Source organism: Roseibium sp. (assembly GCF_048261595.1).
Taxonomy (GTDB): Bacteria; Pseudomonadota; Alphaproteobacteria; order Rhizobiales; family Stappiaceae; genus Roseibium.
The window spans coordinates 144,448-168,901 of sequence record NZ_JBLXFW010000004.1 but is presented as its reverse complement, the minus strand read 5'-3'; the positions used below and the strand labels follow the sequence as shown (position 1 = coordinate 168,901).

The 24,454-nt window shown below is 58.9% G+C and carries 21 protein-coding genes and 1 pseudogene; 7 read left to right on the top strand and 15 right to left on the bottom strand.

Annotated elements, in window-relative coordinates:
* Window positions 1–18: 18 nt before the first annotated feature.
* Together ACN0SY_RS14325 and ACN0SY_RS14320 are read right to left on the bottom strand one after the other, a co-directional pair.
* Window positions 19–1,389, bottom strand: coding sequence for a lipopolysaccharide biosynthesis protein (locus ACN0SY_RS14325; protein ID WP_417688216.1), 1,371 nt, complete (start codon window positions 1,387–1,389; stop codon window positions 19–21).
* Window positions 1,386–2,606 carry a glycosyltransferase gene (locus tag ACN0SY_RS14320; RefSeq protein WP_417688214.1) on the bottom strand — a complete coding sequence of 407 codons (1,221 nt, stop codon included), beginning with the start codon at window positions 2,604–2,606 and terminating at the stop codon, window positions 1,386–1,388. Before ACN0SY_RS14320 ends, ACN0SY_RS14325 begins: the two co-directional genes overlap by 4 nt.
* Window positions 2,607–2,895: 289 nt before the next feature.
* Here ACN0SY_RS14320 and ACN0SY_RS14315 point away from each other — a divergent pair, with 289 nt between their 5' ends.
* A complete protein-coding gene (locus ACN0SY_RS14315; RefSeq protein ID WP_417688212.1) occupies window positions 2,896–3,984 on the top strand; it encodes a polysaccharide deacetylase family protein in 1,089 nt (362 codons plus the stop codon).
* Window positions 3,985–4,013: 29 nt separating this feature from the next.
* Here ACN0SY_RS14315 and ACN0SY_RS14310 read toward each other — a convergent pair whose 3' ends face one another.
* Window positions 4,014–5,003, bottom strand: coding sequence for a glycoside hydrolase family 5 protein (locus tag ACN0SY_RS14310; RefSeq protein ID WP_417688210.1), 990 nt, complete (start codon window positions 5,001–5,003; stop codon window positions 4,014–4,016).
* A 255-nt stretch (window positions 5,004–5,258) separates the two neighbouring features.
* Here ACN0SY_RS14310 and ACN0SY_RS14305 point away from each other — a divergent pair.
* Both ACN0SY_RS14305 and ACN0SY_RS14300 read left to right on the top strand, forming a co-directional pair.
* Window positions 5,259–5,831, top strand: a pseudogene (locus ACN0SY_RS14305) (glycosyltransferase family 4 protein); the annotation flags it as partial.
* Window positions 5,832–5,861: 30 nt separating this feature from the next.
* Window positions 5,862–6,467, top strand: coding sequence for a glycosyltransferase family 4 protein (locus ACN0SY_RS14300; protein ID WP_417688728.1), 606 nt, complete (start codon window positions 5,862–5,864; stop codon window positions 6,465–6,467).
* A 14-nt stretch (window positions 6,468–6,481) separates the two neighbouring features.
* Here ACN0SY_RS14300 and ACN0SY_RS14295 read toward each other — a convergent pair whose 3' ends face one another.
* Both ACN0SY_RS14295 and ACN0SY_RS14290 read right to left on the bottom strand, forming a co-directional pair.
* Window positions 6,482–7,849 (bottom strand): UDP-phosphate alpha N-acetylglucosaminyltransferase, encoded by a 1,368-nt coding sequence (locus ACN0SY_RS14295; protein WP_417688208.1) that lies wholly within the window; start codon window positions 7,847–7,849, stop codon window positions 6,482–6,484.
* Window positions 7,773–9,842 carry a GumC family protein gene (locus tag ACN0SY_RS14290; protein ID WP_417688206.1) on the bottom strand — a complete coding sequence of 690 codons (2,070 nt, stop codon included), beginning with the start codon at window positions 9,840–9,842 and terminating at the stop codon, window positions 7,773–7,775. The genes ACN0SY_RS14295 and ACN0SY_RS14290 overlap by 77 nt, the downstream gene beginning before the upstream one ends.
* Before the next feature lie 344 nt (window positions 9,843–10,186).
* Here ACN0SY_RS14290 and ACN0SY_RS14285 point away from each other — a divergent pair, with 344 nt between their 5' ends.
* Entirely contained in the window at window positions 10,187–10,960 is a 774-nt protein-coding gene (locus ACN0SY_RS14285; protein WP_417688204.1) for a WecB/TagA/CpsF family glycosyltransferase, read from the top strand.
* 27 nt (window positions 10,961–10,987) lie between these two features.
* Here the strand turns inward: ACN0SY_RS14285 and ACN0SY_RS14280 are convergent, their stop codons facing one another.
* Window positions 10,988–11,731 (bottom strand): cobalt-precorrin-6A reductase, encoded by a 744-nt coding sequence (locus tag ACN0SY_RS14280; protein ID WP_417688202.1) that lies wholly within the window; start codon window positions 11,729–11,731, stop codon window positions 10,988–10,990.
* Window positions 11,724–12,818: a cobalt-precorrin-5B (C(1))-methyltransferase gene (locus ACN0SY_RS14275; protein ID WP_417688200.1), complete on the bottom strand. Its 1,095-nt coding sequence runs from the start codon at window positions 12,816–12,818 to the stop codon at window positions 11,724–11,726. The genes ACN0SY_RS14280 and ACN0SY_RS14275 overlap by 8 nt, the downstream gene beginning before the upstream one ends.
* A gap of 122 nt (window positions 12,819–12,940) precedes the next feature.
* On the opposite strand from ACN0SY_RS14275, the gene cobA reads away from it, so the two are divergent.
* Together cobA and ACN0SY_RS14265 are read left to right on the top strand one after the other, a co-directional pair.
* Window positions 12,941–13,804, top strand: a complete 864-nt coding sequence (cobA, locus tag ACN0SY_RS14270; RefSeq protein WP_417688198.1) for a uroporphyrinogen-III C-methyltransferase — start codon at window positions 12,941–12,943, stop codon at window positions 13,802–13,804.
* The gene (locus ACN0SY_RS14265; RefSeq protein ID WP_417688196.1) at window positions 13,801–15,111 is read left to right on the top strand and encodes a cobyrinate a,c-diamide synthase; all 1,311 of its coding nucleotides are present in this window, start codon (window positions 13,801–13,803) and stop codon (window positions 15,109–15,111) included. Before cobA ends, ACN0SY_RS14265 begins: the two co-directional genes overlap by 4 nt.
* Window positions 15,112–15,119: 8 nt before the next feature.
* Here the strand turns inward: ACN0SY_RS14265 and cobM are convergent, their stop codons facing one another.
* From cobM to ACN0SY_RS14225, 8 genes are all read right to left on the bottom strand, one after another.
* Window positions 15,120–15,893, bottom strand: a complete 774-nt coding sequence (gene cobM, locus ACN0SY_RS14260) for a precorrin-4 C(11)-methyltransferase (protein ID WP_417688194.1) — start codon at window positions 15,891–15,893, stop codon at window positions 15,120–15,122.
* The gene (gene cobJ, locus ACN0SY_RS14255) at window positions 15,890–17,731 is read right to left on the bottom strand and encodes a precorrin-3B C(17)-methyltransferase (RefSeq protein WP_417688192.1); all 1,842 of its coding nucleotides are present in this window, start codon (window positions 17,729–17,731) and stop codon (window positions 15,890–15,892) included. The genes cobM and cobJ overlap by 4 nt, the downstream gene beginning before the upstream one ends.
* Window positions 17,701–18,426 carry a precorrin-2 C(20)-methyltransferase gene (gene cobI / locus ACN0SY_RS14250; protein WP_417688190.1) on the bottom strand — a complete coding sequence of 242 codons (726 nt, stop codon included), beginning with the start codon at window positions 18,424–18,426 and terminating at the stop codon, window positions 17,701–17,703. Before cobI ends, cobJ begins: the two co-directional genes overlap by 31 nt.
* Before the next feature lie 2 nt (window positions 18,427–18,428).
* Window positions 18,429–19,634 (bottom strand): precorrin-6y C5,15-methyltransferase (decarboxylating) subunit CbiE, encoded by a 1,206-nt coding sequence (gene cbiE, locus ACN0SY_RS14245; protein WP_417688188.1) that lies wholly within the window; start codon window positions 19,632–19,634, stop codon window positions 18,429–18,431.
* A 213-nt stretch (window positions 19,635–19,847) separates the two neighbouring features.
* The gene (locus ACN0SY_RS14240; protein ID WP_417688186.1) at window positions 19,848–20,519 is read right to left on the bottom strand and encodes a precorrin-8X methylmutase; all 672 of its coding nucleotides are present in this window, start codon (window positions 20,517–20,519) and stop codon (window positions 19,848–19,850) included.
* A gap of 2 nt (window positions 20,520–20,521) precedes the next feature.
* The gene (locus ACN0SY_RS14235) at window positions 20,522–21,679 is read right to left on the bottom strand and encodes a sirohydrochlorin chelatase (protein ID WP_417688184.1); all 1,158 of its coding nucleotides are present in this window, start codon (window positions 21,677–21,679) and stop codon (window positions 20,522–20,524) included.
* Window positions 21,676–21,933, bottom strand: a complete 258-nt coding sequence (locus ACN0SY_RS14230) for a DUF6732 family protein (RefSeq protein WP_417688182.1) — start codon at window positions 21,931–21,933, stop codon at window positions 21,676–21,678. Before ACN0SY_RS14230 ends, ACN0SY_RS14235 begins: the two co-directional genes overlap by 4 nt.
* Before the next feature lie 338 nt (window positions 21,934–22,271).
* A complete protein-coding gene (locus ACN0SY_RS14225; protein WP_417688180.1) occupies window positions 22,272–23,558 on the bottom strand; it encodes an Hsp70 family protein in 1,287 nt (428 codons plus the stop codon).
* Window positions 23,559–23,774: 216 nt separating this feature from the next.
* Here ACN0SY_RS14225 and ACN0SY_RS14220 point away from each other — a divergent pair, with 216 nt between their 5' ends.
* Window positions 23,775–24,293: a glycine cleavage system protein R gene (locus ACN0SY_RS14220; protein ID WP_417688178.1), complete on the top strand. Its 519-nt coding sequence runs from the start codon at window positions 23,775–23,777 to the stop codon at window positions 24,291–24,293.
* The last annotated feature ends 161 nt before the right edge of the window (window positions 24,294–24,454 follow it).

The following is a 24,454-nucleotide window of genomic DNA, read 5'->3' as shown; positions in this document are numbered from 1 at the left end:
TATGGGCAAGCTTCCACATCAGGGAGTGTCCTGAACATTCCCATTGCGGGTACTGCCTTTCGAGGATTTATCGGACAGCACTGCGATTAACGATGTTGCCGCATTGTCTACTTGCCATCGTCGAATGACCCATCGACGGCTGAAAAGGTGAACAGCGAGCAGCTGCAGCCAGCTGGCGACTGCAACACCGGCAAGGCCAAGTTCGTACCCAAGGATGCCGAGTGCGGCAAGATAGACGACAAATACGATTGTCCGCATGACGAGCAGATATTTCTCGCCATTGCCGATCATGATCAGCCATGTTCCAGGGCCGAAAAACGCACTCGTGATTGCGCCCAGGCACAGGATCAGAAGGATCCCGAAGTGTTGTTCAAAGTTCGGGTCAAACTGACTCAGGATAAAGCCGCCGAAGAAATAGAGGAACAAGCCGCCTATCAATGCGAGAGCAAAGCTGCCCGCCGATAAAAATGCGGTGATCCTCTGAGCCCCACGGCGATCGTTCTCTTGAAAACATGCCGAAATGAGCGGAATTCCGACCGTGTCGATGGCGAGAACTGGAAGGGTCAGAAGCATCGAGATACGAAAAGCGACAAAGTAGAAAGCCGCAGCCTCCAGGTCCAGAAGCAGCCCGATTAGGATGGTTTCAAAGTAGCTGGCAGCCGAATTAAAGAAGCTGTTGGCGGTGAAGAACCCTGTCTCGGTTCTCCACGTGCGCCATATGTCCCGTGACGGCAGAGCGTCGCGGCGCCAGATGAATCCGATGCCCTCAAACTGCAAAAACTTGACGAACTGGTAGGTGACAGTCACGCCGAGGAGAAGGGTTACGACCTCAGCCGCCGTAGCGCCACTCGTCATGTATCCGGAATAGGCCAATGCGGGCAGTGCCATGGCGCATAGGATCCGCCAGATGTTCTCGCGCGGTCCCAATGCGAGTGCGATCCGCCCGTGAATCCGGAAATAATTTTGAAAATATTCGCTCAACGCGAAGATTGCTGCGAAGAGGAAGGCAATGGGAAGCGAGTTGTAGGGCGTTTCCAATCGATCTGCGTAGGCCCAGGTGACGCTCGCGGCGAGCACTAGAACCGCGCTACCGAAAGCCAGCCACGACGCGTTGGCAAGCAGGATACCCTGATTGGTTTCGCCCCTTGCATGACCGTCTAACCGATAATGCTTCACGAGAAGAACGTGCTGCCCGAAAACGAAAATCAGCCCGAGTGAGCTACCGACCGAAAATAGAAAGATGTAGAGCCCGTACTCGGCTGTCGGCAGACTGTGGCTGGCAGCATACAGCACCAGAAAGCTCAGCACTGTGCTCCCGAACCGGCTCCCCATCGACCAGATGAAATTCATGACGCTGATTTGCTGAAGAAAGCCGAGCAATTGCCTCATTTGACGGAATCCGTAGCATTCTTCGTGGCGGTCACACGGTCGAAGGTTGCTTCTAGTGTCTTGGACAGTTCGCGGCCCACATGAGGCTTGAGATATAAATGTGCGGATCGAAGGGCGCCTTCGGACATCCGGACGTAGGCCCGTGGGTCGCTCGCGATTGCTTCGATGCGTTCACGCAGTGCGGCAACATTCTCAGATACAAAGTGGTAGCCGTTCACGCCGTTGTCGATATTCTCGGCAACGCCTCCCCGATCAGTCGAAATGACGGGTACTGCGTGGGAAAATGCCTCGATTGAGGCCCGTCCGAAGGCTTCGCGTCCGAGTGTCGGATAGACAAGTGAGTCGATCTGAGGAAAGAAATCTTTGGGCGTCGTCCATCCGAGAAACCTGGTGCGATCTTGCGGAAAGCGGGTGCGTACTTCTTCTGCAAACGGTCCCTGGCCCTTTCCGCCGATGACGAATTCGATATTCAAGTCATCGCTCAACGTACGTGCAGCGTCGGCCAGGACACCTAGCCCCTTGAAACGCGTGTGAACGCCGAGAAATCCGATCCGGAACGGTCGGTCCTTTGGAAAAGGACGCGGTTCGGTAGCGCAAACCTCTTCGATCGCAGCCGGGATCCGGGCGGACTCGGCATTCGGGAAATAACCTTCGTCCAGATGCCGCTGGATGATGTCGTGGGACTCCCCGATTAACGTGTCGACCAGACGGGATAGTTGCCGTCTGCCGAATGACGTCACGCGGCAGCCCCGGCATTGTCCCTGACAATCCTCGCCATTTTTCTGCATGACGCCGTTCCAGCACATCATGAATGAGCTGAAGACAGTATGTGCCACCGGCACACCGGCTGCCTTGGCAGCTGCCCAGGTGGCAACGTTGATGTTCTCGATGCTGACGGTGAGCACAAGATCCGGCTTGAAGTCCGCGATCTCGCGCGACATTGCAAAGAACGCTCTAGGGTTGCCATTTTCCAGGGCATGCCAGAGCATCTTCTGCCATGTAGGCCGGGGTTCATAGTAGTTCCAGTAGAGGTTTAGCGACTTGATACGGTGGACAGGAATGCCTTCGTAGGTCTCGTGTCGATCCTCGTCCGACACATGGACGACACGAACGTCATGACCTTCCCCGATCAGCATTTTGGCCAGCATCATCGATGAAACGGGCCCACCACCGTCGATAAAGGGTGGAAACGCCGCGCACGGCATCAGAATTCGCATTGTAGTGTCGTGCCTGCTGAGAGCGTCGAAGGTGAGGGCGATAAAGGGTAGATAATACCTACGCCGAAAATCTTACGAATGCGTTTTGGGTTCAGGATTGTCTGAGGGGAAACTGATCGAAAAGCGTTCGTTAAGCGCTCCGTGGGACCGCGGAACTTCAATTGGTTTCAAGTTAATCGACGCCTGTAATCAGTTGCGCCTAAATGGAATATTCATCTTGGTGTAATTACTTCGGGTTTGGTTGGCACATTGTAGATTTCACATTGAGAAAAAGGCTAAATTCCCGGATATGGAAAGCGAATTTTCCAGACAGACACCGCGATTGTCCGCCAAAGATCGTATCCGTCGGCGCGTGAAGACATCCGCGCTGAAGTTCCTGGCACAAAGTGGTCTCGCGAGTATGATCGGGTCGCGGTATGCCGGACGCGGTGTGGCCCTGATGTTTCACGAGTTCACCCATTGCCCGAAAAGCAAGCTGGACCAGGGTTGTCGGATCGAAGACTTCGAAGCGATCTTGAAAAAGATCCGAAAAAGTGGCCGCGACATAGTTACATTGAGCGAGGCCGTGCGAAGGCTCAACGAACCCGGTAGCCGGCCCTTTGTGGTGTTGACGTTCGATGATGGCTATCGCTCAAATCTGGAACTGGCCTTGCCGGTCATGGAGCGGTACGACGCCCCGGCAATCATCTTCGTTCCCACTGAAATGATGACTCGGACGATAAATGCCTGGTGGCTAGGACTTCGCGATCTTGTCGAGTCAAACGACAGCATCGACATGGATCCCATGGGCGTGAGGTTTCACTGTCCCGATCTGGAGGGCAAGATAGCCACGCTGCGCAGGCTGACGGCCTGGGTATGGGATGATTTTCAAAGAGCGGGATTGCTGCAGGACGTTTTCCACGCCCATTCGGTATCAATGCCGGATCTGGTCGATCAACTGGCCATGACGGAAACCGATATGGTTGAGAGTGATCGCCATCCGTTGATTGAAATCGGGGCGCATACGACCACTCATCGAGCTCTCACGATACTTTCCGAAGCGGAAGTCGAAGAGGACATCAGTGCGAACAAGCACTACTTGCAAGACAAGCTACAGCGTGAAGTGCCCCATTTTGCCTACCCCTATGGGCCCCCGTCGATAAGCGGCTATCGAGAAGCCGATATCGTTCGCAAATTGGGCTTTAAGGTCGCTGTGACGACGGAGCCGGGGTGTCTTTTTCCCGAGCACCTCGACCAACCTTTTCTGCTGCCAAGACAGGATGCGGAGTACACGGAAGACAGTCTTGTCCAAGCTGTTTGCGGCATGAACGGGGTATTTCGAGCAATGGCCTCGCGCGGCGGTTCGCCGATTGCTAACCCGGCAGTCTGCCGAGACTAGAGGCTTTCTGATCAGGGCAACGCGACCTGCTATTCAGAAACAAGGCACTGGGCAATTCGCCCATCGGGCGTGCGGATATGGGGTTCAAGTGCTTTCATCTGGGGCCGGTCATTGCCGTCCTTTGGTTGCAGCGATAGCGGGTAGTCCCCCCACCAGTCTCCGCCGGCCCAGGCGGTCCAGCCGAGCCAGATGTCGCCCTGGCTGTTGAGGTAACTTGCCATCTCGGCGATTCCGGCAAGGCAGTCCGGACTGGAGGAACCGCCAAACTCACCGACGAAACCAGCGTAGCCATGCTGGCGGAACCAGCCTGAGACCCCTTCAAGTGCGAGGATCGCATCATCAACTCTTGGGCACGTGGTATTGGTGCCGGAATAATCCCGGTCGAGGTATTGGTGAACCTCGAAAATAAAGTGGTTTTGCGGATCATGGATTTCCCGGAGGACTTCCGCGTTTGAACCGCCGTCCTGATCGTCGAACCAATGCGAGGCGCCGGTCCAGATCGTACCGGGCACCATGATCAGATTATTGGCGCCGGCCTTTCGTATCGCCTCGATCCCTGCATTTGCTGCCGGAAGCCAGGTCGCTGCTGAGATCCCCGCTGGCTCGTTCATCAGCAGAAATATGACGTCGTCGCGATTGGCAAAGTGCGGGGTAAAACGCAGCCAGAAATCGGCGAATGCGGGAGGAAGAACACGGCCCTGACCCATACGTGTTCCGGCATATTTCGCATAGTTGTGTGGATCGAGGATAGTGGTCATACCTCTGGCAGTAGCTCGCCGGACCGTGTCCTTTATTCGTTCCAGCTCATCGTCGTCCAACTCACCGTACAGCTGCGGCTGCACCCGTTCCCATCTGAAGGGGAGACGAATGACGTTCATGCCTTTGCTTGCGAAATAGTCGAGCGTCGCATCTGAGGGAAAAATATGTGTCTTTCCATGCTTCCCCGGCAGCGGACCGAATTCGCCCCCCGCTGCATTGATGCCCCTAAGGCACGGCTGGGCGGACAGTCCCGATGTCATTCCTGTAAAAACGGATAGGCACGTCATGGCTGCGCGAAGTGTCCGGACAGGCATAGATCGGCTCCATACTGGTTGCAGATGCAAGGATGCTCGATCAGGGGAAATCTTAGGTTAAGGAATGCCGAAAAACACCAGCAGCAAGGCGACGGATGTTCATCTACCATAAACCCTGTTGCCCAATGCCTCCGCATTTGTTGCGGGGAGGAAAGTGCTTTTTCACCAAATCAGGCTAACAGTTCCTGCATTCGTCGTTGAATGACTGAGATCGCCGGGATTCACATGAACGCAAACCCGAACCGCCAATTTGGTTCCCAAGATGCTCTTGAAGCGCCAACCAGCGCGGATCTGTCGGCGCTTAACGTCGTGCATGTGGTTCGCCAGTTCGCCCCAATGGTTGGCGGTCTGGAGGATTTCGTTCGAAACCTGGCGATGCGACAGGCCAGGTCGTTCAACAACGTACGGATCGTCACCCTGGACCGCCTTTTCACGGATCCGTTCAACCGGTTGCCCAGTGACGAGACCATTGACGGCCTCACCGTGCGCAGGATCCCGTTCTTCGGCAGCAGCCGCTATCCACTGGCTCCCAGCATTTTTGGTGAACTTGGCGGGGCCGATCTTGTTCATGTTCACGCCGTGGATTTCTTCTTCGATGCTTTGGCTTTGGGACGTATTCTCCATCGATGCCCGATCGTTGCTACGACGCACGGTGGCTTCTTCCACACCCGAAACCACGCGGGATTAAAGAAGCTTTGGTTCAAAAGTGTCACTCGTACGTCGGCTAATCAGTATCGTTCAATCGCGTGTTGCAGCCAGAGTGACTACGACCTCTTCGAGAGGATAGCGCCGAGTAAGGTTCGTTTGATTGAAAACGGCGTTGATCTGGAAAAATTCGCTGGTGCCGCGTCCACGGCTCCGCAAAAGACACTTGTGACGATCGGGCGGTTCTCCGCAAACAAGCAGATCCCGCGTGTCCTAGATGTGTTGGAGTGCCTGATCGATGCAGACCCCAACTGGTCGCTCGATATTGTTGGATCTCCTTCCGACCTCACCATCGAGGACCTGAACTCGGAAATTCAAGAGCGCGGTCTTGGCAACGCAGTCAGGGTTCACGTCGGCCTGAGCGACGAGCAGGTTCGCGAGGTCGTGAGCAAATGTAGTCTGTTCGTCAGTGCGTCGGAATACGAGGGTTTCGGGATTGCCATGATCGAGGCCTTGAGTGCGGGTCTTCTTCCGATCGTTCATCCCAATGACGCTTTCCGAGGCCTTGCAGGGCAGCATGATAGCGTGTGTTTGACCGATTTCTCTCGGCCGAAGGAGGCAGCAAGCGCGATCGACCACAGTTTCGAAAGGTTGCTTCAGGCTCCGGAGATGCGCGCGGCAGCTATGGCCTCGGCACAGCGTCACGGGTGGTCTTCAACCCTTGAAAGCTACAACGACATGTACCGTTGTGCCTTGGGCCGGTGAGACGACGTTTCGCCTTACGAGCTTCCCATCAGGGCACGCAGTCTCCGGATGGGCTCAGCTACCGAGGATGGCCGCGCGTAGTCCACTGCATCTTCGCTGACTGAGGAAATAGAGGTCCCGCCATTATCCGCATCCACGGCTCCAGCGGTGAACCAGAAGAGTGCGGCGAGTTTGATCGAGAAGAGTGAGCTCGAAACGATCAATAGAAGGCAGATGAAGATCGCGGCGAGAGCCTTGAAGCGGGTTGCATCCTTTCGGTGCTCTGGAGCGAACATAAACAAGCTCCAGAACATCATTATGCCAATCAAACCGATATGGCCGAGTGTATACGCGTACCCGCTGTCACCGAAGAAAGGCACGTTTCTTGAAATACCGAAGGTACTCGTCCAGGTAAGCTTTGTAATCAGCTGACCAGAGAGAACTACGCGTCCAATGAAGTCGTCCTCCCAGGGCATGCCTTCCATGTACTGGCCGATAATCACCAGCGCCGCCATGATCACGAAGGGGAGCAGCCACCAGATCAGGCGTGGCATTGTCTTGATGAATGGCAATGCGGCGGCGAAGGCGAGGCAAACAAACAGCCCGAAGCGCGCGTCCCCGAGTATGATCACCAGCGCTCCGGCAACGGCAAGGACATAGCGTCCCTTCATGTCATTGCGATACAAGGCCCACAGGAAGAGAAATGCGCCGAAGTTTCCCATCGTGACGGGTTCGAGAAAAACCGATGATGCGCGAACCTGCCCAAGGAAAGGTAAAAAATTTCGGCCCTCAAGACGCGTGCTGCTGATGAAAAGGTTCGATCCTTCGACGAAATTGTCCCCCGCCGACAATGTGCCGCGGGCGACGTAGTAGTCGAAGATGTTGACCAGTGCAGTGAATTGTTCCAGCTGAAGAAACTCGAAAAGACCGACTGCCGCCACCACGGCCGCAGATATCATTACGATGCGATCGGCATCACTGATCGAGCGGACCTTCCGGCCGACAAAGTAAAAGACAAGTGCGATGAGGACGTCGCGAACAGCCTTCAAGTCCAGTTCCGGGCGCAGGGCAAAAATGAAAGCCATGTAGCCGGCAAACAATAACATGAGGGCATAGAATGCGCCGCTTCGGGTGAGCGCCAGGGCAAAGGCAAGACCCACCAGGATGAGCTCTGTGAGGATGACGTGGGTTTCGCGAATACTCGAGAGGTTGGTATTTACGAATGCCAGGACGAAGTTGAAGGTGAGGCACGCGACTATGACTGCCGCTACTGCGGCTCTCCAGGCTCCGTATCGATCTCTGGGCGCAAAGCCTGGGAGGTCATTATCAAGCGGCGTCGAGTACGACATTTCCGATAATCCTGTCCTTCCACGGCTGCAGATAGGCCAGAGTTTCGTGAACATCTGCTGTCCGAGCCTTGCCCAGGGATGATACAAGCAAGATGCCGTCGCAGTGGCGCAGCAGAACCGGCAGAACTGGATTATCCATTGCAGCGCCGCCATCGATTAGCAGGTAGTCATCATCGCCATCCTGGGTGAGTTCGGCCTGCGATGCATATTTTCGTCGCGCACCCACGCTACTGACCTGAATATATTTGGACAGCATCGGCGACCGCAGATCGCCTGTCTCCGACGATTCAGGTGCACCGGAGATATGCCGGATCAGTGAATTGATCTTGCCAAGCGCCGTTGCGCTGTCTGCGAGTATGCCTTTCTCGTCCTGTGAGATTACGTCTGGGAGGCCGTTTGCGGTCGATGCGAGAAGCACGCGCTGGCCGATATCGCTGAGTGCAGACGACAAGTCGCGTGTGAAGTTGCGAGTGTCGGCGCTGGGCCTGGTGGCGAGCACGAGTACATTGGCGGGTGTCGCATCTTCAAAAGCCTGCCTAATCGCGTAAGCAAGACGCGACATCTCAAGCCCATTCCGATTGGCCCGTTGACGCTGTGCAAAGCCAAATGCGGGTAAGAGCTTGCCTGTCGAAAGGGCAGTCGAGCCTTTACCGGATGGAATCTGAGCAAGCACTGGCAGTAGTGTCAGCCTCGCCAGATCCTTGGGTGTCGAGATAGTCCCCCAGAGGATGGCCTTGCCGATTATCGCCGCCACGGCGAGGGCAAAGCCGAACAGACCGGCCGCGATGATGACGATCAGCTTGCGTGGTCCGCTGGGAGCTGTTGGAACCAGTGCTTCCTGAAGGATTTTTGTTGAGTTCGCTGTCAGGTCGGGCTGCTCTTCGAGTTCGCGTGAGCGTTTGAGGAAAGCCTCGTAGATTGCACGGCTTGCGTCGGCCTCGCTTTGCAACTGACGCAGTTCGATAAGCGCCTGTCCCTGTGCTGAATTGGTGGATTGCAGGTCGTTCAGCTGACGCTCTAGCGCGGCGACGGTGGTCTGGGCCTGCTCGTATTCTGTCTTGATATTCAGTTGACGGCGTTTCAGCTCCGCAGTGATCTGCCGCCGGGTATTCTCGAGCTGAGAACGCATTTCGCGCAGTGTCGGGTGCGCCGCACCCAGCGTGGTTGCCATTTCGGCGGTTTGTTGCTCGATCTGTGCATATTGGACACGAAGTGCAGAAAGAACGCTGTCGGTGACACGTTCCGGTAGGGCGCCTGCCTCTATGTCTGCCGCGGTGAGCGAGTTGACGAGCAGGTAGGTCGAGCGCGCCGCCTCCAGGGCAACACGTGCTTCAGTGAGCCGCGTGTTCAGGGCCTGGATCTGCTGATCAACGACCAGACCACCCTGGCCGGTGCTGATCAATCCTTTTCGGGCCTTGTACTCTTCGACAGAGGCTTCGGCCGCTTCCAGACGCTGCCGCAGTTCTTTAGCCTGAACGCCAAGTGTCGAACTGGTCTTGCGTAAGGTCTCCGCCTGACTTTGACTGACTTGAAAAATGTAGGCGCTGGCAACCGTGTTTGCGATTGCAGCCGCTTTGTTGGCGTCCGGGTGTTCGGCAGAAATCCTGAAAACCAACGAATTGTCCAGACGGCTCACGGTCAGAGCGTGCCGAAGAGCCGATAGTGTCGCTGCGCGCTTCTCCGTGTCTGAAAGACTTGCTGCGATACCGCCGAAAAGTCTCCGGAGTAGGCCTGCCTTGTGAAGCGCAGGGTCATTGTCGAGATCAAGCCGGTTCGAAACTTCGTTCAGCACCGGAGCCGATGTGATCACATAGATCTGGCTGTTGAGATCGGTCGACTGGGTCGCGGCGGCCGGGCGATTAAAGCTTTGGTCGGCGGTAACGAGGCCGAGATTTTCGGTTTGCAGGAGCAGCTCGCTCGACGCCCGATATGATGGTGTCTTCAGTGCAACATAGAAAAGGCTGAGAAGGATCGTCGCGACGGGTAGCGCCACGAGGGTTCGTTTGTGCCGCCTGAGGAGGCCCGGTACGTCTTCGATATCGATCATAGGTGACGTCCGTAGGACTTGGTCATGTTTGAGAACGGAAAAAGAATATCGGCCAGATTAAAAGGTTCAGCCAATCCTTCACAGATTATGCTTAACAAGTTCCAAACAACTGTTCTTCGCCCTGAGGTTTGGGAGATCGGTGCCGTCTATTCACCGGGATGAGGCAACTGATGAACGAACCCTGAATCCGATATCCGCGATCTACCGCATCGGCTTATTTTCCGATTAACCAAAAACCCGAATAGGGAATGTCCCTTAAGACCTATTTCGTGTGTTCAGCCTTATGTTGGCGTCACCAATGCACTCGATGAAGAAGTGCTGCCAAACACGAGCGGTAGGCGTAAATGTTGCTACAGGACGTGGACGCAGGCGTGGCCTCGCGTGCCGATCATGTTAGGATCGGTGCGGTGGATCTGCTGCGTCTGAACAGGGAAAGTGCAATCGGGTACATTAGGTCGGCGGTTCTGCTTGGACGTCCGATCGACATTGCCATCTGCAATGCCCATACGATCCTGTCTGCGCTCGATGATGCCGACTATGCGGCGGCGCTTCGGAAAATGACGCTGATCAACGACGGAATCGGCGTGAACCTCGCATCAAAGTATCTTCACGGGTACGGGTTTCCCGACAACCTGAATGGCACGGACCTAATTCCCGCCGTTCTCGCAGAGGTGGGTGTTCCACTGCGCATCTATCTTCTGGGTGCGCGCGAGAACGAGGTGCAACGTGCTCGGAAGCACATTGAGGCACTGTACCCGCTGCACACGGTCGTTGGAGCGCGCAACGGATATTTCTCGGATCCGGATATTCCATCGGTGTGCGACGAGATCAGCAATGCCAAAGCCGATCTGCTCTTGGTCGCGATGGGGAATCCGCGACAGGAAAAGTTCATTGTCGAAAACCGGGCGCTCATCAACAGTACCGTGGCGATTGGTGTCGGTGCCTTGTTCGATTTCATGTCCGGCTCAGTGGTGCGTGCTCCGCAGGTTGTTCAGGCATTGGGACTTGAGTGGCTTTTCCGGTTGGTCCAGGAGCCGCGACGTCTTTTCAAGCGCTATGTAGTGGGAATTCCGCGCTTCATGCTCGCCGTTCATCGTCAAAAGCGCGGTGAGGCGTGAGCCTGGCGCTTCCCCGGTTGCTGTGCTTCACAAGGCCCTGACGGCGTCGCACAAGGCTTCGATACTTCCAAAACTGGGAACCTTCGGGAGCTCCGGTCTGTCGGCAAGAAGCACCGGAAGACCTAGGTTCCGTGCCGCCTCGATTTTTGCATAAGAAGCATGGCCGCCGCTGTTCTTGGCAACCACGTGGGTCACTGCTCGTGACTGCAGGAACTCCTGCTCAACGCCCACTTCTCGCGACGGCCGTGCAAGGACCAGCTGCCATAACGCCGGCAGCGGCACCTCAGGCGGCTCGATCATGCGGACGACCGCGTCAATGTCTTTGCGGTGGTAGAAGCGTCCGATTTCCTTCCGTCCGACTGCAATGAACGGCCGGGAACGGGCCGGCAGCAAGGTTGCAGCTTCAGCAAGATCGGCCACGATTTGCCAGCGGTCGCCAGCTTGCGGTTCCCAAGGTGGACGCTCAAGGCGAACGATCTGAATACCACTCATTTCGGCGACGCTGGCCGCATTGCGGCTCATCTGAACGGCGAAAGGGTGTGTTGCGTCCACGATCAGATCAATGTCCTGCGACCTGCAATAGTCCGCAAGGCCGCTGCCCCCTCCAAAGCCACCGATTCTGGTCGGAAGACCGAGATCAGGCAATTCTGTAACGGCCCCTGCAAATGACGCTGTGATCTTCGCTGCAGGGAGCACCTCCGGCAGTCGCTTTGCCAACTGCCGGGCTTCCTGTGTGCCTGCCAGCAGGAGAACCTTCAGGCGATCACGCATCGAAGCCGGCCTCGCCTGTGACCCGGCCGTTCCGGTCGACGATCAGGACTTCGACGTCAATAGGGGCGTCGCGGAGGATGTTTCGGATCGCGTCCTTGGTCTTCCGGGCGAGCGGTGTACTGATGTCGACGCCTGCCTCTGTCGCGAGATCGAGCACTTCCTTGGCGGTATTGGCGTTAAGGCATCGCGTGACCAAGTCGGAAGAGTCCGATAGGCCTTCGATCAAGGTTGCCAGAAACTCGAAATCAACCTGGCTTCGAGCTGAATGCAGATCCAGCGCCCCTTGCGCGAGCTTTGTGAACTTCGCAAAGCCGCCGGACATCGTCAGGCGCTGAACAGGGTGCTCCCGCAGATATTTAAGCAGGCCGCCAGCGAAGTCCCCCATATCGAGGTAGGCGGCGTCATCGAGATCATAATGTGCTCGAACCGCGTTCTCCGATGTCGAACCGGTAGCGCCTACCACATGGGTCAATCCGGTCGCCCTTGCGACGTCGATGCCACGGTGGATCGACGCGATCCAGGCCGCGCAGGAAAACGGCCGCACGATACCAGTCGTCCCCAGAACAGACAGACCGCCCACGATGCCAAGGCGTCCGTTCAGGGTCTTCCTGGCCAACTCTTCGCCATTCTCGATGGAGATGGTCACTTCGGCATCGGAGTGGGCGTTCGCGGTAGCTGCGACTTGCGTGATCGCCTGGGTGATCATCTGCCGCGGCACAGGGTTGATCGCTGGCTCGCCTGGGGGGATTGGCAGTCCTGGACGGGTGACGGTGCCGACGCCGGGGCCTGCCTTGAATACGATGCCGCGCCCCGCTTCCAGCAGCCGGACGGTCGCGCTGACAAGAGCGCCGTGGGTGACATCAGGATCGTCACCGGCGTCCTTTATGATGGCGGCGGTTGCGGAACCGTCAGACAGAATGTGGCTCGCGAGGCAGAATGAGGTTGTGCCGCCGCGCGGCAAGGTGATCTCGACCGGGTCGGGGAAGTCACCGCTGACGAGTGCCTGAAACGCGGCTTTCGCGGCACCGGTAGCACAGGCGCCGGTTGTCCATCCGCGTCTGAGTTCTGTTGTTTTGGGCACGGTCATTCCGCCTTTATACCCGGAATTGCCGCAAGCGCATCTGCGCACATGGGACGTGCGTCGTTCTTGCTCGAAAACCTGCCGGATGAATGCTTGGCTGAGGCCGAAAGGCCGGATAGAACAGGCACATGTCCAGACGCGAAGAAACAGTCGAGATCCCTCAGGGCCTGCCGGAATTCGAACCCGGCTGGGTATGGCTCGCGGGTGCGGGCCCCGGCGATCCGGGTCTTTTGACACTGCATGCCCTCAACGGTCTCCGTCAGGCCGATGTCGTTGTATACGACGCGCTTGTCGACCAGAGCATCCTCGCCTGGATCAAACCCGGAGCAATAGCCGACTTCGCCGGCAAACGGGGCGGAAAACCCAGTCCGAAGCAGCGGGACATTACGCTCAAGCTGATCGAGTATGCCAAGGAAGGCAAAAAGGTCCTTCGCCTGAAGGGCGGAGATCCGTTTGTCTTCGGAAGGGGCGGCGAAGAAGCGCTTGGCCTGGTTGGCGCGGGTATACCGTTTCGGATCATACCGGGCATCACGGCTGGTATCGGCGGGCTTGCCTATGCAGGAATTCCTGCGACTCATCGGGACACAAATCAGGCCGTGACGTTCCTTACCGGCCACGATCAGACCGGCCTCATGCCCGGGGCAATCAACTGGCAAGGCGTCGCGCAAGGCTCTCAGGTGATCGTCATGTACATGGCGATGAAACACCTTGCGTCCATCTCCGAAAAGCTCATTGAAGGCGGGAGATCACCGGCTGAGCCCGTTGGCATCGTCTGCAATGCGTCGCTGGCAAACCAGGATGTGCTCGAGACGACCCTTGGCACATGCGCTGCCGATGCAGCTGCTGCCGGTATCGAACCCCCTGCAGTTGTCTGCGTCGGCGAAGTGGTCCGCCTGCGCAGCGGTCTCGACTGGATGGGTGCGATGTCCGGACGAATTCTCCGGTCCGATCCCTTGGGGCTTTCCAGCAGCCGGAACGTCGACGCAGGATGACCGGCAACCCGGCAAATGGTTTCCTGATTGCAGCCCCCCAGTCTGGCGCTGGCAAGACGACGGTGACCCTGGCCCTGCTCAGGGCCTTGCGGAATACGGATGTCAAAGTCGCGTCGGCCAAATCCGGGCCGGACTATATCGATCCGAAGTTCCATGAGGCAGCGAGCGGCTTGCCGTGCATCAATCTGGATGCTTGGGCGATGCAGCCTGCGCAGGTACGCAGCCTCGCCGCCGATCATGCCGATGCTGCCGATCTTCTGATCGTCGAAGGCGCGATGGGACTGTTTGACGGCGCTGCGAATGGGACCGGATCTGCCGCCGACCTTGCTGCCTGTCTGGGGCTACCCGTTGTCTTCGTTGTCGATTGCGCGAAACAGGCCCAGTCGGTTGCGGCACTGGTGGCCGGATTTCGGAACTTCCGAGCCGACGTTCAGATGGCGGGCTTGATCCTGAACCGGGTTGGCAGCGCCCGGCATGAGACAATGTTGCGGAAAGCGCTTGATCCGATCGGTATTCCGGTTCTGGGGGCGATGCCGCGACATGACGATCTCGTCCTCCCCGAGCGCCATCTCGGTTTGGTGCAGGCGCAAGAACACGCCGGCTTGGAACACTTCCTTGAGCGCGCAGCGGCCACTTGCGCTGAGCACATCGATCTCGCTGCGCTCGGACGTCTCGCCACGCCGGTCAGATCTGCCGATGGCGAGGAGAAGGTAGACCTGCCGCCGTTGGGCCAAAAGGTTGCAGTGGCCAGAGATGTGGCGTTTGCGTTTTCGTACTCGCACATTCTGGATGGCTGGCGGCGGGCGGGAGCCGAGGTGAGTTTCTTCTCGCCGCTTGCGGATGAGGCCCCGGATCGGGACGCTGATGCAATCTATTTGCCCGGCGGCTATCCGGAACTGCATGCTGGCCGGCTGGCTGTCGCAAAGAAATTCAAGGCCGCAATGCAGAAAGCTGCCAGCGAGGGGGCTTTAATCTACGGCGAGTGCGGCGGCTACATGGCGCTGGGCGCAGCTCTGACCGACGTCGATGGCATCGCTCATCAAATGCTGGGCTTGCTACCGCTGGAAACCAGCTTTGCGACCCGAAAGCGCCACCTCGGCTACAGGGTCGTCGAAGCGAAGTCTGACATCCCTTGGGCCGGTGCCCTGTCAGCTCACGAATTCCACTATGCGACAATCGTTCGTGAGGGTGCGGCTGAGCGCCTGTTCTCAGCGCGCGATGCCGAAGGCAACATGCTCGACGACATGGGCCTGCGCGCGGCGAACGTCATGGGCTCCTTCGCCCATGTGATCGCAGCGCGCGGCTAGGCGTTTCGTCAAGCCTTTGCCTTTTTCTTCGGGCGTAGGACGTGGACATGGTCCGCGTCATAAAGGGCGCTGTCGCGGAAGTCCTTTGCCGGCTTCAAGGCGTGACCCACGAAGATCAGAGCTGTCCGGGTAATCTTCGACTTGCGAACCTTGTCGGCAATGTCCGACAGCGTGCCGTGGATGAAATCCTGATCCGGCCAGCCGACACGATAGGCGACGATGACTGGGCAATCTGCCCCATAGAGCGGCGTCAGTTGTCTTTCGATCTCACGCAGATTTCGGATCGAAAGATGAATGGCGAGGGTCGCGCCGCTCTTGCCGAGGGTTACGAGATCCTCGTTGTTCGGCATCGCCGAGCTCTGCATGGTGGTCCGGGTCACGATAACTGTCTGGGCCACTTCCGGGATCGTCAGCTCTGTCTTCAGTGCTGCCGCTGCTGCGGCAAACGCCGGCACGCCGGGGGTCACCTCGTAGTCGATGCCGAGCGCATCCAGCCGCCGCATCTGCTCAGCAGTGGCTCCGTAAATTGACGGATCGCCGGAATGAACGCGGGCAACATCGAGGCCTTTCTCATGCGCGGCCTTGATCTCCTCGATGATCTCGTCGAGATGCATCGGCGCTGTATCGATCACGCGTGCGCCCTCGGGAGCTGCTGCCACGATCTGCTCGGGAACCAGCGAACCCGCATAGAGGCAGACCTGGCAGGACTGGATCAGCCGCAGGCCGCGAACCGTGATGAGATCCGGATCGCCGGGACCGGCGCCAATGAAATGGACGGTCATACGGATTCTCCCGTTTGTTCCTTGGGGGCGTCGATCCGCTTGGCATAGCCGCGCGGGGTATAGACGAAGGGTTTGCCGTCGCCCTTCATGACGGCACGGCTGTTGGAGGAGCCAACAAGAACTGTGGTCAGCATGTCGACCTCATCCACCGTCAGGGCTTCCAGTGTTGTCACGCGGACCGTTTCTTCCGGGCGGCCCAGGTTGACGCCGAGAACCACGGGCGTGTCTGCGGGCCGGTGTTTGAGAAGAATCTCGCGTGCGGCGGCGAGCTGTGTTCTTCGGCGCTTCGAGACCGGGTTGTAGAAGGCAATCACGAAGTCGCCCTCCGCGGCCGAGTGAAGGCGCTTCTCGATGGCCTCCCAAGGCGTCAGCAGGTCGGACAGCGAAATGGCACAGAAGTCATGGCCGAGCGGGGCACCGATCCGGGCGGAAGCCGCCTGCAGCGCGGAAATGCCCGGCGCGTTGATGATGCTGACCCGGTGCGCCGCATCGGAGACGCCGCCATGGTCAGTGTCCCGGTCGAGCAGTTCATAGACAAGAGCGCCCATGGCGTAGATACCGGCATCGCCGGAACACACGAGCGCAACATTGCGGCCTTCCCCGGCAAGCTCGAGGGCGAAACGAACGCGTTCCTGTTCTTCGCCGAGCGGGAAGTTGTGGTGGGTCTTGCCGGTGATATGCGGCGCGACGATGTCGAGATAGAGCGAATAGCCGACAACCTCTTCCGCTTCAGCGAGAAGGCGCGTTGCCTCCGGCGTGCGCCAAGCATCCTGGCCCGGTCCGATACCGATGACGGAGAGGTGTCCACGCGCGCGTCCGACTGTGGTAGGGTCGACGGGAGAGGGAGCCTTGGCGATTGCGACCGTTGCATTGGCGGTTTTCTGTTTTTCGAGAACGAGGGCGCCATCCGCCCCGGCGCCTGCGAGCGCTGCGCCCTCGGACACTCCGTGGCAGCCGACTTCCTCGAAAACCACATCAGACGGGTTTTTCAGCCGTGGCGTTTCCTGTTCCAGACGCTCGGCGGAGAAAACCCGGAATGGAATATCGAGATGGGTAGCGAGTGCGTTTATCGCCGTCTCGTCGGCCTTCAGGTCGATGCTGGCAATGCAGGCGACGCTGCCGCGAGCGATCTTGGCAGTGTTGAGCGAACCTTCGACGAGGTCGATCAACTCAGCCGGATCGCACCCGCGTGCGCATCCGACCCCGATGACATGCGTGCGCGGATTGTAGACCAGGCGGGTCGGTGAGCCGACTTCAGGCTGCTCGGTGACATTGATCGTGATTGCAGCGGTCTCAGAGCGGGGCAGCTCAGCTGCCTCCAGCCACTGTGCCGTGCCCTCAATGCGCACACTCGCACCTGACAGCAACTCGGCCATGACCGGCTTGGCGTCTTCCGGGTTGGCCAGCACCCATCCGGCGGGCGGTGCATCGAGTGCAATGCCAAGGGCCGTGTCGCCGGCGGTGGTGACCGCGGCGTGTCCTTGAAGCGTTTCGGCAATCTGGCGTGCAAGGTCGTTGGCGCCGCGATGGCCTCCGAGCAGCGGCACGACGCTTGCGCCGTCTTCCGAAACAGCCAGAACGGCAGGCTCCTTGCGCTTGTCTGACAGAAGCGGTGCCAGAGCGCGGATCAGTATGCCGCTCGCGCAGACGCCGATGATCGGGTTGCCGGCGGAAAACAACATGCGGATATGATCGATGGTTTCGCTGAACAGCGTATCGGCACTTCGAATACGGCCTGCGAGACCGTGAATGGCGGAACCGGGAAGGCTCGCCTCGATGCGCTGCGCGGTCTCAAGACCGGCCGAGTTCAGGACGAGAATGATGGGGGAAGCGTCCACGCTTCTTCTCCCTTGTAGATGAGGATCATGGAAAAATAGGGGGCTGTCTCGGCTTCAAGGTCCGCGAGCCGCGAAACCCGTTGTTCCGGCAAGCTCGCACGTTCGACGTACCCTGCCTGATCGAGAAGGCCCATCTCAGTAAGCAGCCCCTTCAGGCGCGGCAGGTGGCGTCCGACCTTCATGATGGCAACAGCCTGTGCCGTGTCGATCCGTGACCGGATCTCGTCATCGGGCAACGGGCCGGGAATGACGGTCAGGACGTCTGTCCGGCTGGTCAACGGCCGCTGCAGCTGCGCGGCGCAGGCCGTCAGAGACGTGACGCCTGGCACAACTTCACAGGCAAAGCGCTCGGACAGACGCTCGAAGAGATACATGAAGGAGCCGTAGAAGAATGGGTCGCCCTCGCACAGAACGATGACATCCTCGCCGCCTTCCAGAACCGCGGCGATCTCAATGGCGGCCTTGTCGTAGATCAGCTTTGCAGGGAATCGATCAACCCGCATGGGCACGACGATCGGGATCTCTCGCACAGTTGCCGGAATGAATCCGGCCGCAATGGAGCGCGCGAAGCTTGGTCCGGTATCCGGTGCCGGATAAGCGATCACGCTGGCGTTTGATATCAGCCGATAGGCCTTTAGCGTCATGAGCTCCGGATCCCCCGGACCCAGCCCGACACCATAGAGTGTTCCAGCCATTCTCATGCCGCTCCTTTGTGAAACGCCCATTGGGTGACAGGCATGAGCGGACGCCAGCCGGTCAAACCGCCGACGGGGCTTGCTCTTTGCACAGAGAGGCGGATCAGGTCGCCCCCGAAGCGCTTGTGCGCATCAAGAAGCACGGCCTCACTTTCAAGCGTGACCGCATTTGCCACTAGCCTACCACCCGGCTTCAAGGCGCCAATGCAGCACTCGACAATGCCATCCGCCGTCAGGCCACCGCCGATAAAGATCGCGTCAGGGCAGGGCAGGCCGGCCAACGCCTCCGGAGCGTCGGCGTTCTTCAGATCGAAGCCGGGAACCCCCAACGACAAAGCGTTCTCGGCTGCCATGGCCCGCCGCTCGTCGTGCGGCTCAAGGCCGATGGCCTGCGCACCCCGAGCCGCCCGCATCCATTCGATGCCGATGGAGCCGCAGCCGGCCCCAATGTCCCAGAGCAACTGACCGGGCAGTGGCATCAGGGCAGCCAGAGTGACGGCCCGGATTTCGCGCTTCGTCATCTTGCCGTCGTGCCGGAAGGCGGCGTCCGGAAGACCCGGTGTTCGGGCATGGACTGCAGCCCCCTCATCGGCGCATAAGGTTAGGGCAAGCGTGTTGAAATCCGCCACCGTTTCCGACCAGTCATGGGCTGTTCCCGAAACGATGCGCTCCGCGCTTCCGCCCATATGTTCCAGAACGGTCATCTCCGACGCACCAAAGCCTTTTTCGCGCAGAATCCGGGCAACCTGACCCGGTGTCTCGCCATTGCTGGTCAGCGCCAGGATCCGTGCTCCTGGATAAAGGAAAGTCGCGAGCGTCTCGACAGGGCGGCCATGAAGCGAGATGCATTCGACTTCCTGCAGGGGCCAGCGCATGCGGGCTGCGGCAAGCTGGAAGGCCGAGGGGCAGGGCAGAACTCGCATGTCTTCGGCTGCAAAGTGTTTTGCCAGCGCAGAGCCAATGCCAAACCACTGCGGGTCGCCGGTCGCAAGGATCGCGACAGGCGTTCCGGCAAGGGACTTCAGGTCGTCATAGACCGAGGCAAACGGGCTCGGCCAAGTCCGTGTCTCGCCGGGCAGGGTTCCGGCAAGTTCGAAATGCCGCTGGCTGCCATAAACGATAGCCGAGCCGTCAAGAATGTGACGTGCCGTTGGCGACAGGCCACCGTCCTCGCCGATACCGATGAGGGAAAGCCAGGGAGCGCTCATTCGTCCTCCAACTGGTATGGCCGTCGCGGCTTCGCTGCATCCAGGGCCTTCGGTGAGGTGTCATTCACGCCGTCATGCGACAGCATTCCGCGTGACCGCTTCGGCGTTCCTGCGTCCCCATCAGATGCGGAGCTGCTGCCGTGTGACAGCATTCCACGTGATTTCATTGGCTGCTTGTTGCGGGTCGAAAGCGGGCCCGGTCGTCTGGGTTCGTCAGCCATCCGCTTGTTCCTCCGGCAGGCCGGCTGCCAGTGCGTTGACGGCTGCTGCGGCCATGGCGGAGCCGCCGCGGCGACCCCGTATGGCGAGAAAGTCGACGCCGAACGGGTTTTCTCTGAGCGCATCTTTCGATTCCGCTGCACCGACAAAGCCGACGGGGAAGCCAAGAACGATAGCTGGCTTCGGTCCGCCGGCTGCGATCATCTCCAAAAGGTGGAAGAGCGCGGTCGGTGCATTGCCGATCGCAACGACGGCTCCCTCGAGCCTTTCGTGCCACAATTCTACAGCGGCTGCCGAACGGGTCGTTCCGAGCGTCTGGGCGAGTTCGGGCACAGGCCGGTCGTTCAGGGTGCAGATGACATCGTTTTGCTGCGGCAAGCGTGAGCGGATGATGCCGTGGGCGACCATTTCCACATCGGTGAAGACCGGAGCGCCCTTATGCAGAGCCGCCGCGCCAGCCTCGACGGCACTTGGCGAAAACATCAGGTCCTCGACGATATCCGTCATGCCGCAAGCATGAATCAGGCGGATGGCCACCGTCTGCAATGATTGCGGCAGGCGCGCCAAATCTGCTTCCGCTCGGACTGTGGCAAAGGATTGCCGGTATATCGCCGAAGGGTCGTGCTCATAAGTATAGCGCGGACCGGATGTTTCGCTCTCGTGCACCGTCAGTGTCCACCGCCCTTGGGCTTTTCCATCGACTTCGGCCCCAGCGGATGGTCCGCATGCGGATAGGGGTGATGGTGGTGCCCGTGGTCGTGCCCATGATCGTGAGAGTGCCCATGATCATGGGAATGGTCGTGATGATGGTGATGATGCGCGTTGTCACCATGCGAATGGCCGTGGTGATGGTGGTCATGATCATGGTGGTGATGATGAGCGGCAGCCTTGACCTGCTCTTCACAAGCCCCGGTACAGAACTCCTCACAGAGTTTGCACTCGGCTTCTGCTCCGAGACCTTCCACGTGATGATGGTGGCTTTCCTGCGCGAGGCCGACCTCGGCTTCGAAACCGAGCACCTGTTCGCGGTATTTGCACATCTGGCAGTTCATCACATTGGCACCCTGCAGGATCTCCTGCACGCGGTCGGCCATCGTATCGATCACCTGCGGATGGTCGTTCAGATAGCCTGCCTTGATGAACTCGATCTCGGGATGCTTTGCCGCAACTTCATCTGTGTTCGAGTAGATCCGCTGGACCAGCACGCCGGTGAAGAGGAAGTAGGGGAAGACGACGATGCGCTTGTAGCCGAGCTTGGCTGCGTGTTCGAGCCCGGGGGCAACCAGCGGAAACGTGACACCGGAATAGCAGGTCTCCGCCCAACCGAAGCCCATGCCCTCCCACAGAAGACGAGTGATCTTCGTGACATTGGAGTTCGCATCCGGGTCGGACGCGCCGCGCCCAACGACCATCAGAAGCGTCTCATGCCGAGGAACGTCGCCACCAGCCGCATCAAGAGCCTCCTGAATGCGTGCACCGGCGGCGCGGACCATGCGTGTGTCCACGGCCAGCTCCCGGCCGTAGGTGATCTTCATCTCGGGATGCTGGGCCTGATAGGTGTTCAGCACCGAGGGGATGTCATTCTTGGCATGGCCGGCGGCAAACAGCATGCCCGGCACGGCCAACACATGTGTGCAGCCCTGTTCGCGCAGCTTGTTGAGACCGTCGTGAATGACGGGATTGGCGAATTCCAGATAGCCATACTCGACGGGCCAGTCCGGGAACCGCTTCTTGAGGCCTTCCGCGAGTTGTGCGAACTGCTTGACCGCACCCTTGTTGCGGCTGCCATGACCACAGATCATCAGGCCCAGTTTCTCGGTCTTCATCGTGCAGCCTCTGCGTCGGCTTCACCCTCGGCCACGGCATCCGTGCTTTCTTCGCCTTCGGCTTCGCGCTTGCCTTTCAGGGCTGCGATGCCGGCAACGAGGGCAGCGCCTGCAAGGGCAGCAACACCGATCCAGTGCGAATGGCCGGCCAGCTCGCCAAGGTGTCCGGCGTGGGCCATAGCTGCGGACGGCACGCCAATTGCGAGCAGTGCCATGCAAACTGCGGCAGACTTGCTGCCGGCATTGATCGACATTGAGATGTCTCCCTCGTGTGTTTCGTCGTCGCGGCGGAGCAGGTGCCGCCGCGAAGTCGCGATACGCCAAACGAGAGGGAGAAAGCGGCGCAATACGAAGTCGCTCCGGCCCGGTGGGGCGGAGGTATCTCCGTTTTGACAGCTCCGGGCTGGGTCCCCGACATGGGTCGACCGCCACCGGAATAGCTTTCAGTCCGTCTCGGGACGCCGTCCAGTGGCGGCCAAGCTAGTGGAGCGGCGCCCGACGATCAAGCGCCAATCCGACAGGAAAAAGTATGAGACCGGCGTATCGGGTCGGTTGGTGGCTGAAGGTGACAGAGCGGGCTTGGCGGCCTCTGCTAGCTGATGGCCCAGTCGTGTGCATCGTCCCGCGCACCGATGAGCGCAAGGCCCGATGCGATAGACGACAATTCCTCTCCGCTCGCAATCCTCTCCGCCCCGAACCGATCGGAGAACATGCGACGGATAGCCGGAACAAAGGACGTGCCACCGGTCAGGAATACCTGGTCGATATCTGCTTCCTGCAGTCCAGCATCACCGAGGGTCTGGAGCAGAGATGCCTCGATGCGCTTCAGGTCTTCGGCGATCCAGTTTTCGAAATCGGCCCGGTGAATGGAGACAGAAAAATCTGTGCCAAGCGGATCGAAGCGGAGGTCGGTCGTCTCGGTATCGGACAGTGCGGCCTTGGCTTCGGACACCGCCTTGTAGAGGGGATAGCCCTGATCTTCGTCGACGATGTCGATAAAGAGTTCAATCTTTTCCGGTTCCAGGCAGTAGCGCAGGAGCTTTTTCATTTCCCGGTAGTCGTCGGACGTCTTGAACACCGACAGAAGATGCCAGCGGGCGAAATTGGAGAAGAGGTTCGGCGGGATCTCCAGTTGCTTTCCCATGCTGCGGTACAGTGTGCCCTTGCCCAGCTCGGGCAGGATGACATTGTCGATGATCCGGTAGTCGAACGTGTCGCCGGCAATGCCGACGCCGCCGCGACCGAGGGGAGCTGCTTTCAGAACTCCGCCTTCCTTGGAAAATCGCATCAACGAAAAGTCGCTGGTTCCGCCGCCGAAGTCGGCAACGAGGACGGTTGCATCCTGCCGCAGGCGTTGGGCAAAGGAGAAGGCCGCGGCGACGGGCTCATAAACGAAGAGCACGTCGCTGAAGCCGAAGCCTTCGAGCGCCTTTCGGTAGCGTGTCATGGCCAGTTCGTCATCCGGAGCGTTTCCGGCAAAGATCACCGGTCGGCCAACGACGAGCCGGCGGTCCGATGCAACGAAGCCGTCTTCGACATGATCGAGAGCTTTTGCCAGGAAGGTCTGCATCAGCGCTTCGAAGTCGAAGCGCTTTCCGAACACCCCGGTGCCGTTGAATTGCCTGCTGGCAACGAAAGTCTTCAGCGACTGAATGAAACGGACATCCCCGATGTGTTCCAGGAACTGCCGGATCGCCCAGGGTCCGACCTCCGGGAGTGGGGTGCCGGGTGCCCTGTCGAGGAAGCTCAACAGCGTGGCAATGCCGAGGTGCTGGTCACCTGCTGCGCCAAAACTAACACGCTCGGTATGCTCGCGCCCGGAACTGGTAGCCAGAACGGTATTGGACGTGCCGAAATCGAGGCCATATGCGAGCGTCATGGCGCAACCTTGTCGTTGTGTGTTGAAAACCGGCCGACGCACGAGGGCGCGCGACTTCTGGACATGGGCATCCTGCGCCGATGAAATCAGGGGCGCGGTACTTACCTTTCTATGCCGAAATGCGCAAGCTGATGACGGCCATTCGTCTCCGTTGCGGATCAATGACGTGCTGCACTAGTGTGGTGGCAGCGAAGTCGATAACGAGGGAGACGCGACGTGGCGAGCCATCTGGTGTTTACGGTGATTGCACAGGATCGACCGGGATTGGTCGATCGTCTGGCAACGGCGATTGCCGATGCAGGCGGCAACTGGGTCGAGAGTTCCATGGCGCGTCTCGGCGGTGAGTTTGCCGGTATCGTCAGCATCGATATCGATGAAGCTGCAATTTCCTCCCTCCATGAGAAATTTGATCTGCTGTTGCAGGATGGAATCGCGATCACGCTCCGGTCTGATGCCAATCGGCCGGCAGCACCGTCCGGAAAAGCTGCGCATCTCGACCTCGTTTCCCAGGATCACCCGGGCATTCTGAGGCAAATCACGCGCGTTTTGAGGGAACGCAACGTTAGCATCGAACATCTGGAGACCGAGGTCGTCGCCGGATCGATGTCGGGCGAATCGCTGTTCAAGGCCTCGGCCGATCTGAGGCTTCCAGATGGTCTGGATCCATCCGCGCTGGGCGACGCCCTGCATGCGACCGCGGCCGATATGATGGCAGATATCAACCTTATCGAATGACCGGTTGGTTGACTCTTCGAGGCAGGTGGAATCCTCCTCTCTCCATCTTTCAGATTCTGACAAGGCATGTTTCGATCGTCCGCTCGCGAATGTTTATAACTGCCATGTCGTGCTTCGAAGCATGAATTGACGGGTGCTAGCGTTTCTGATCCCGCGCATGG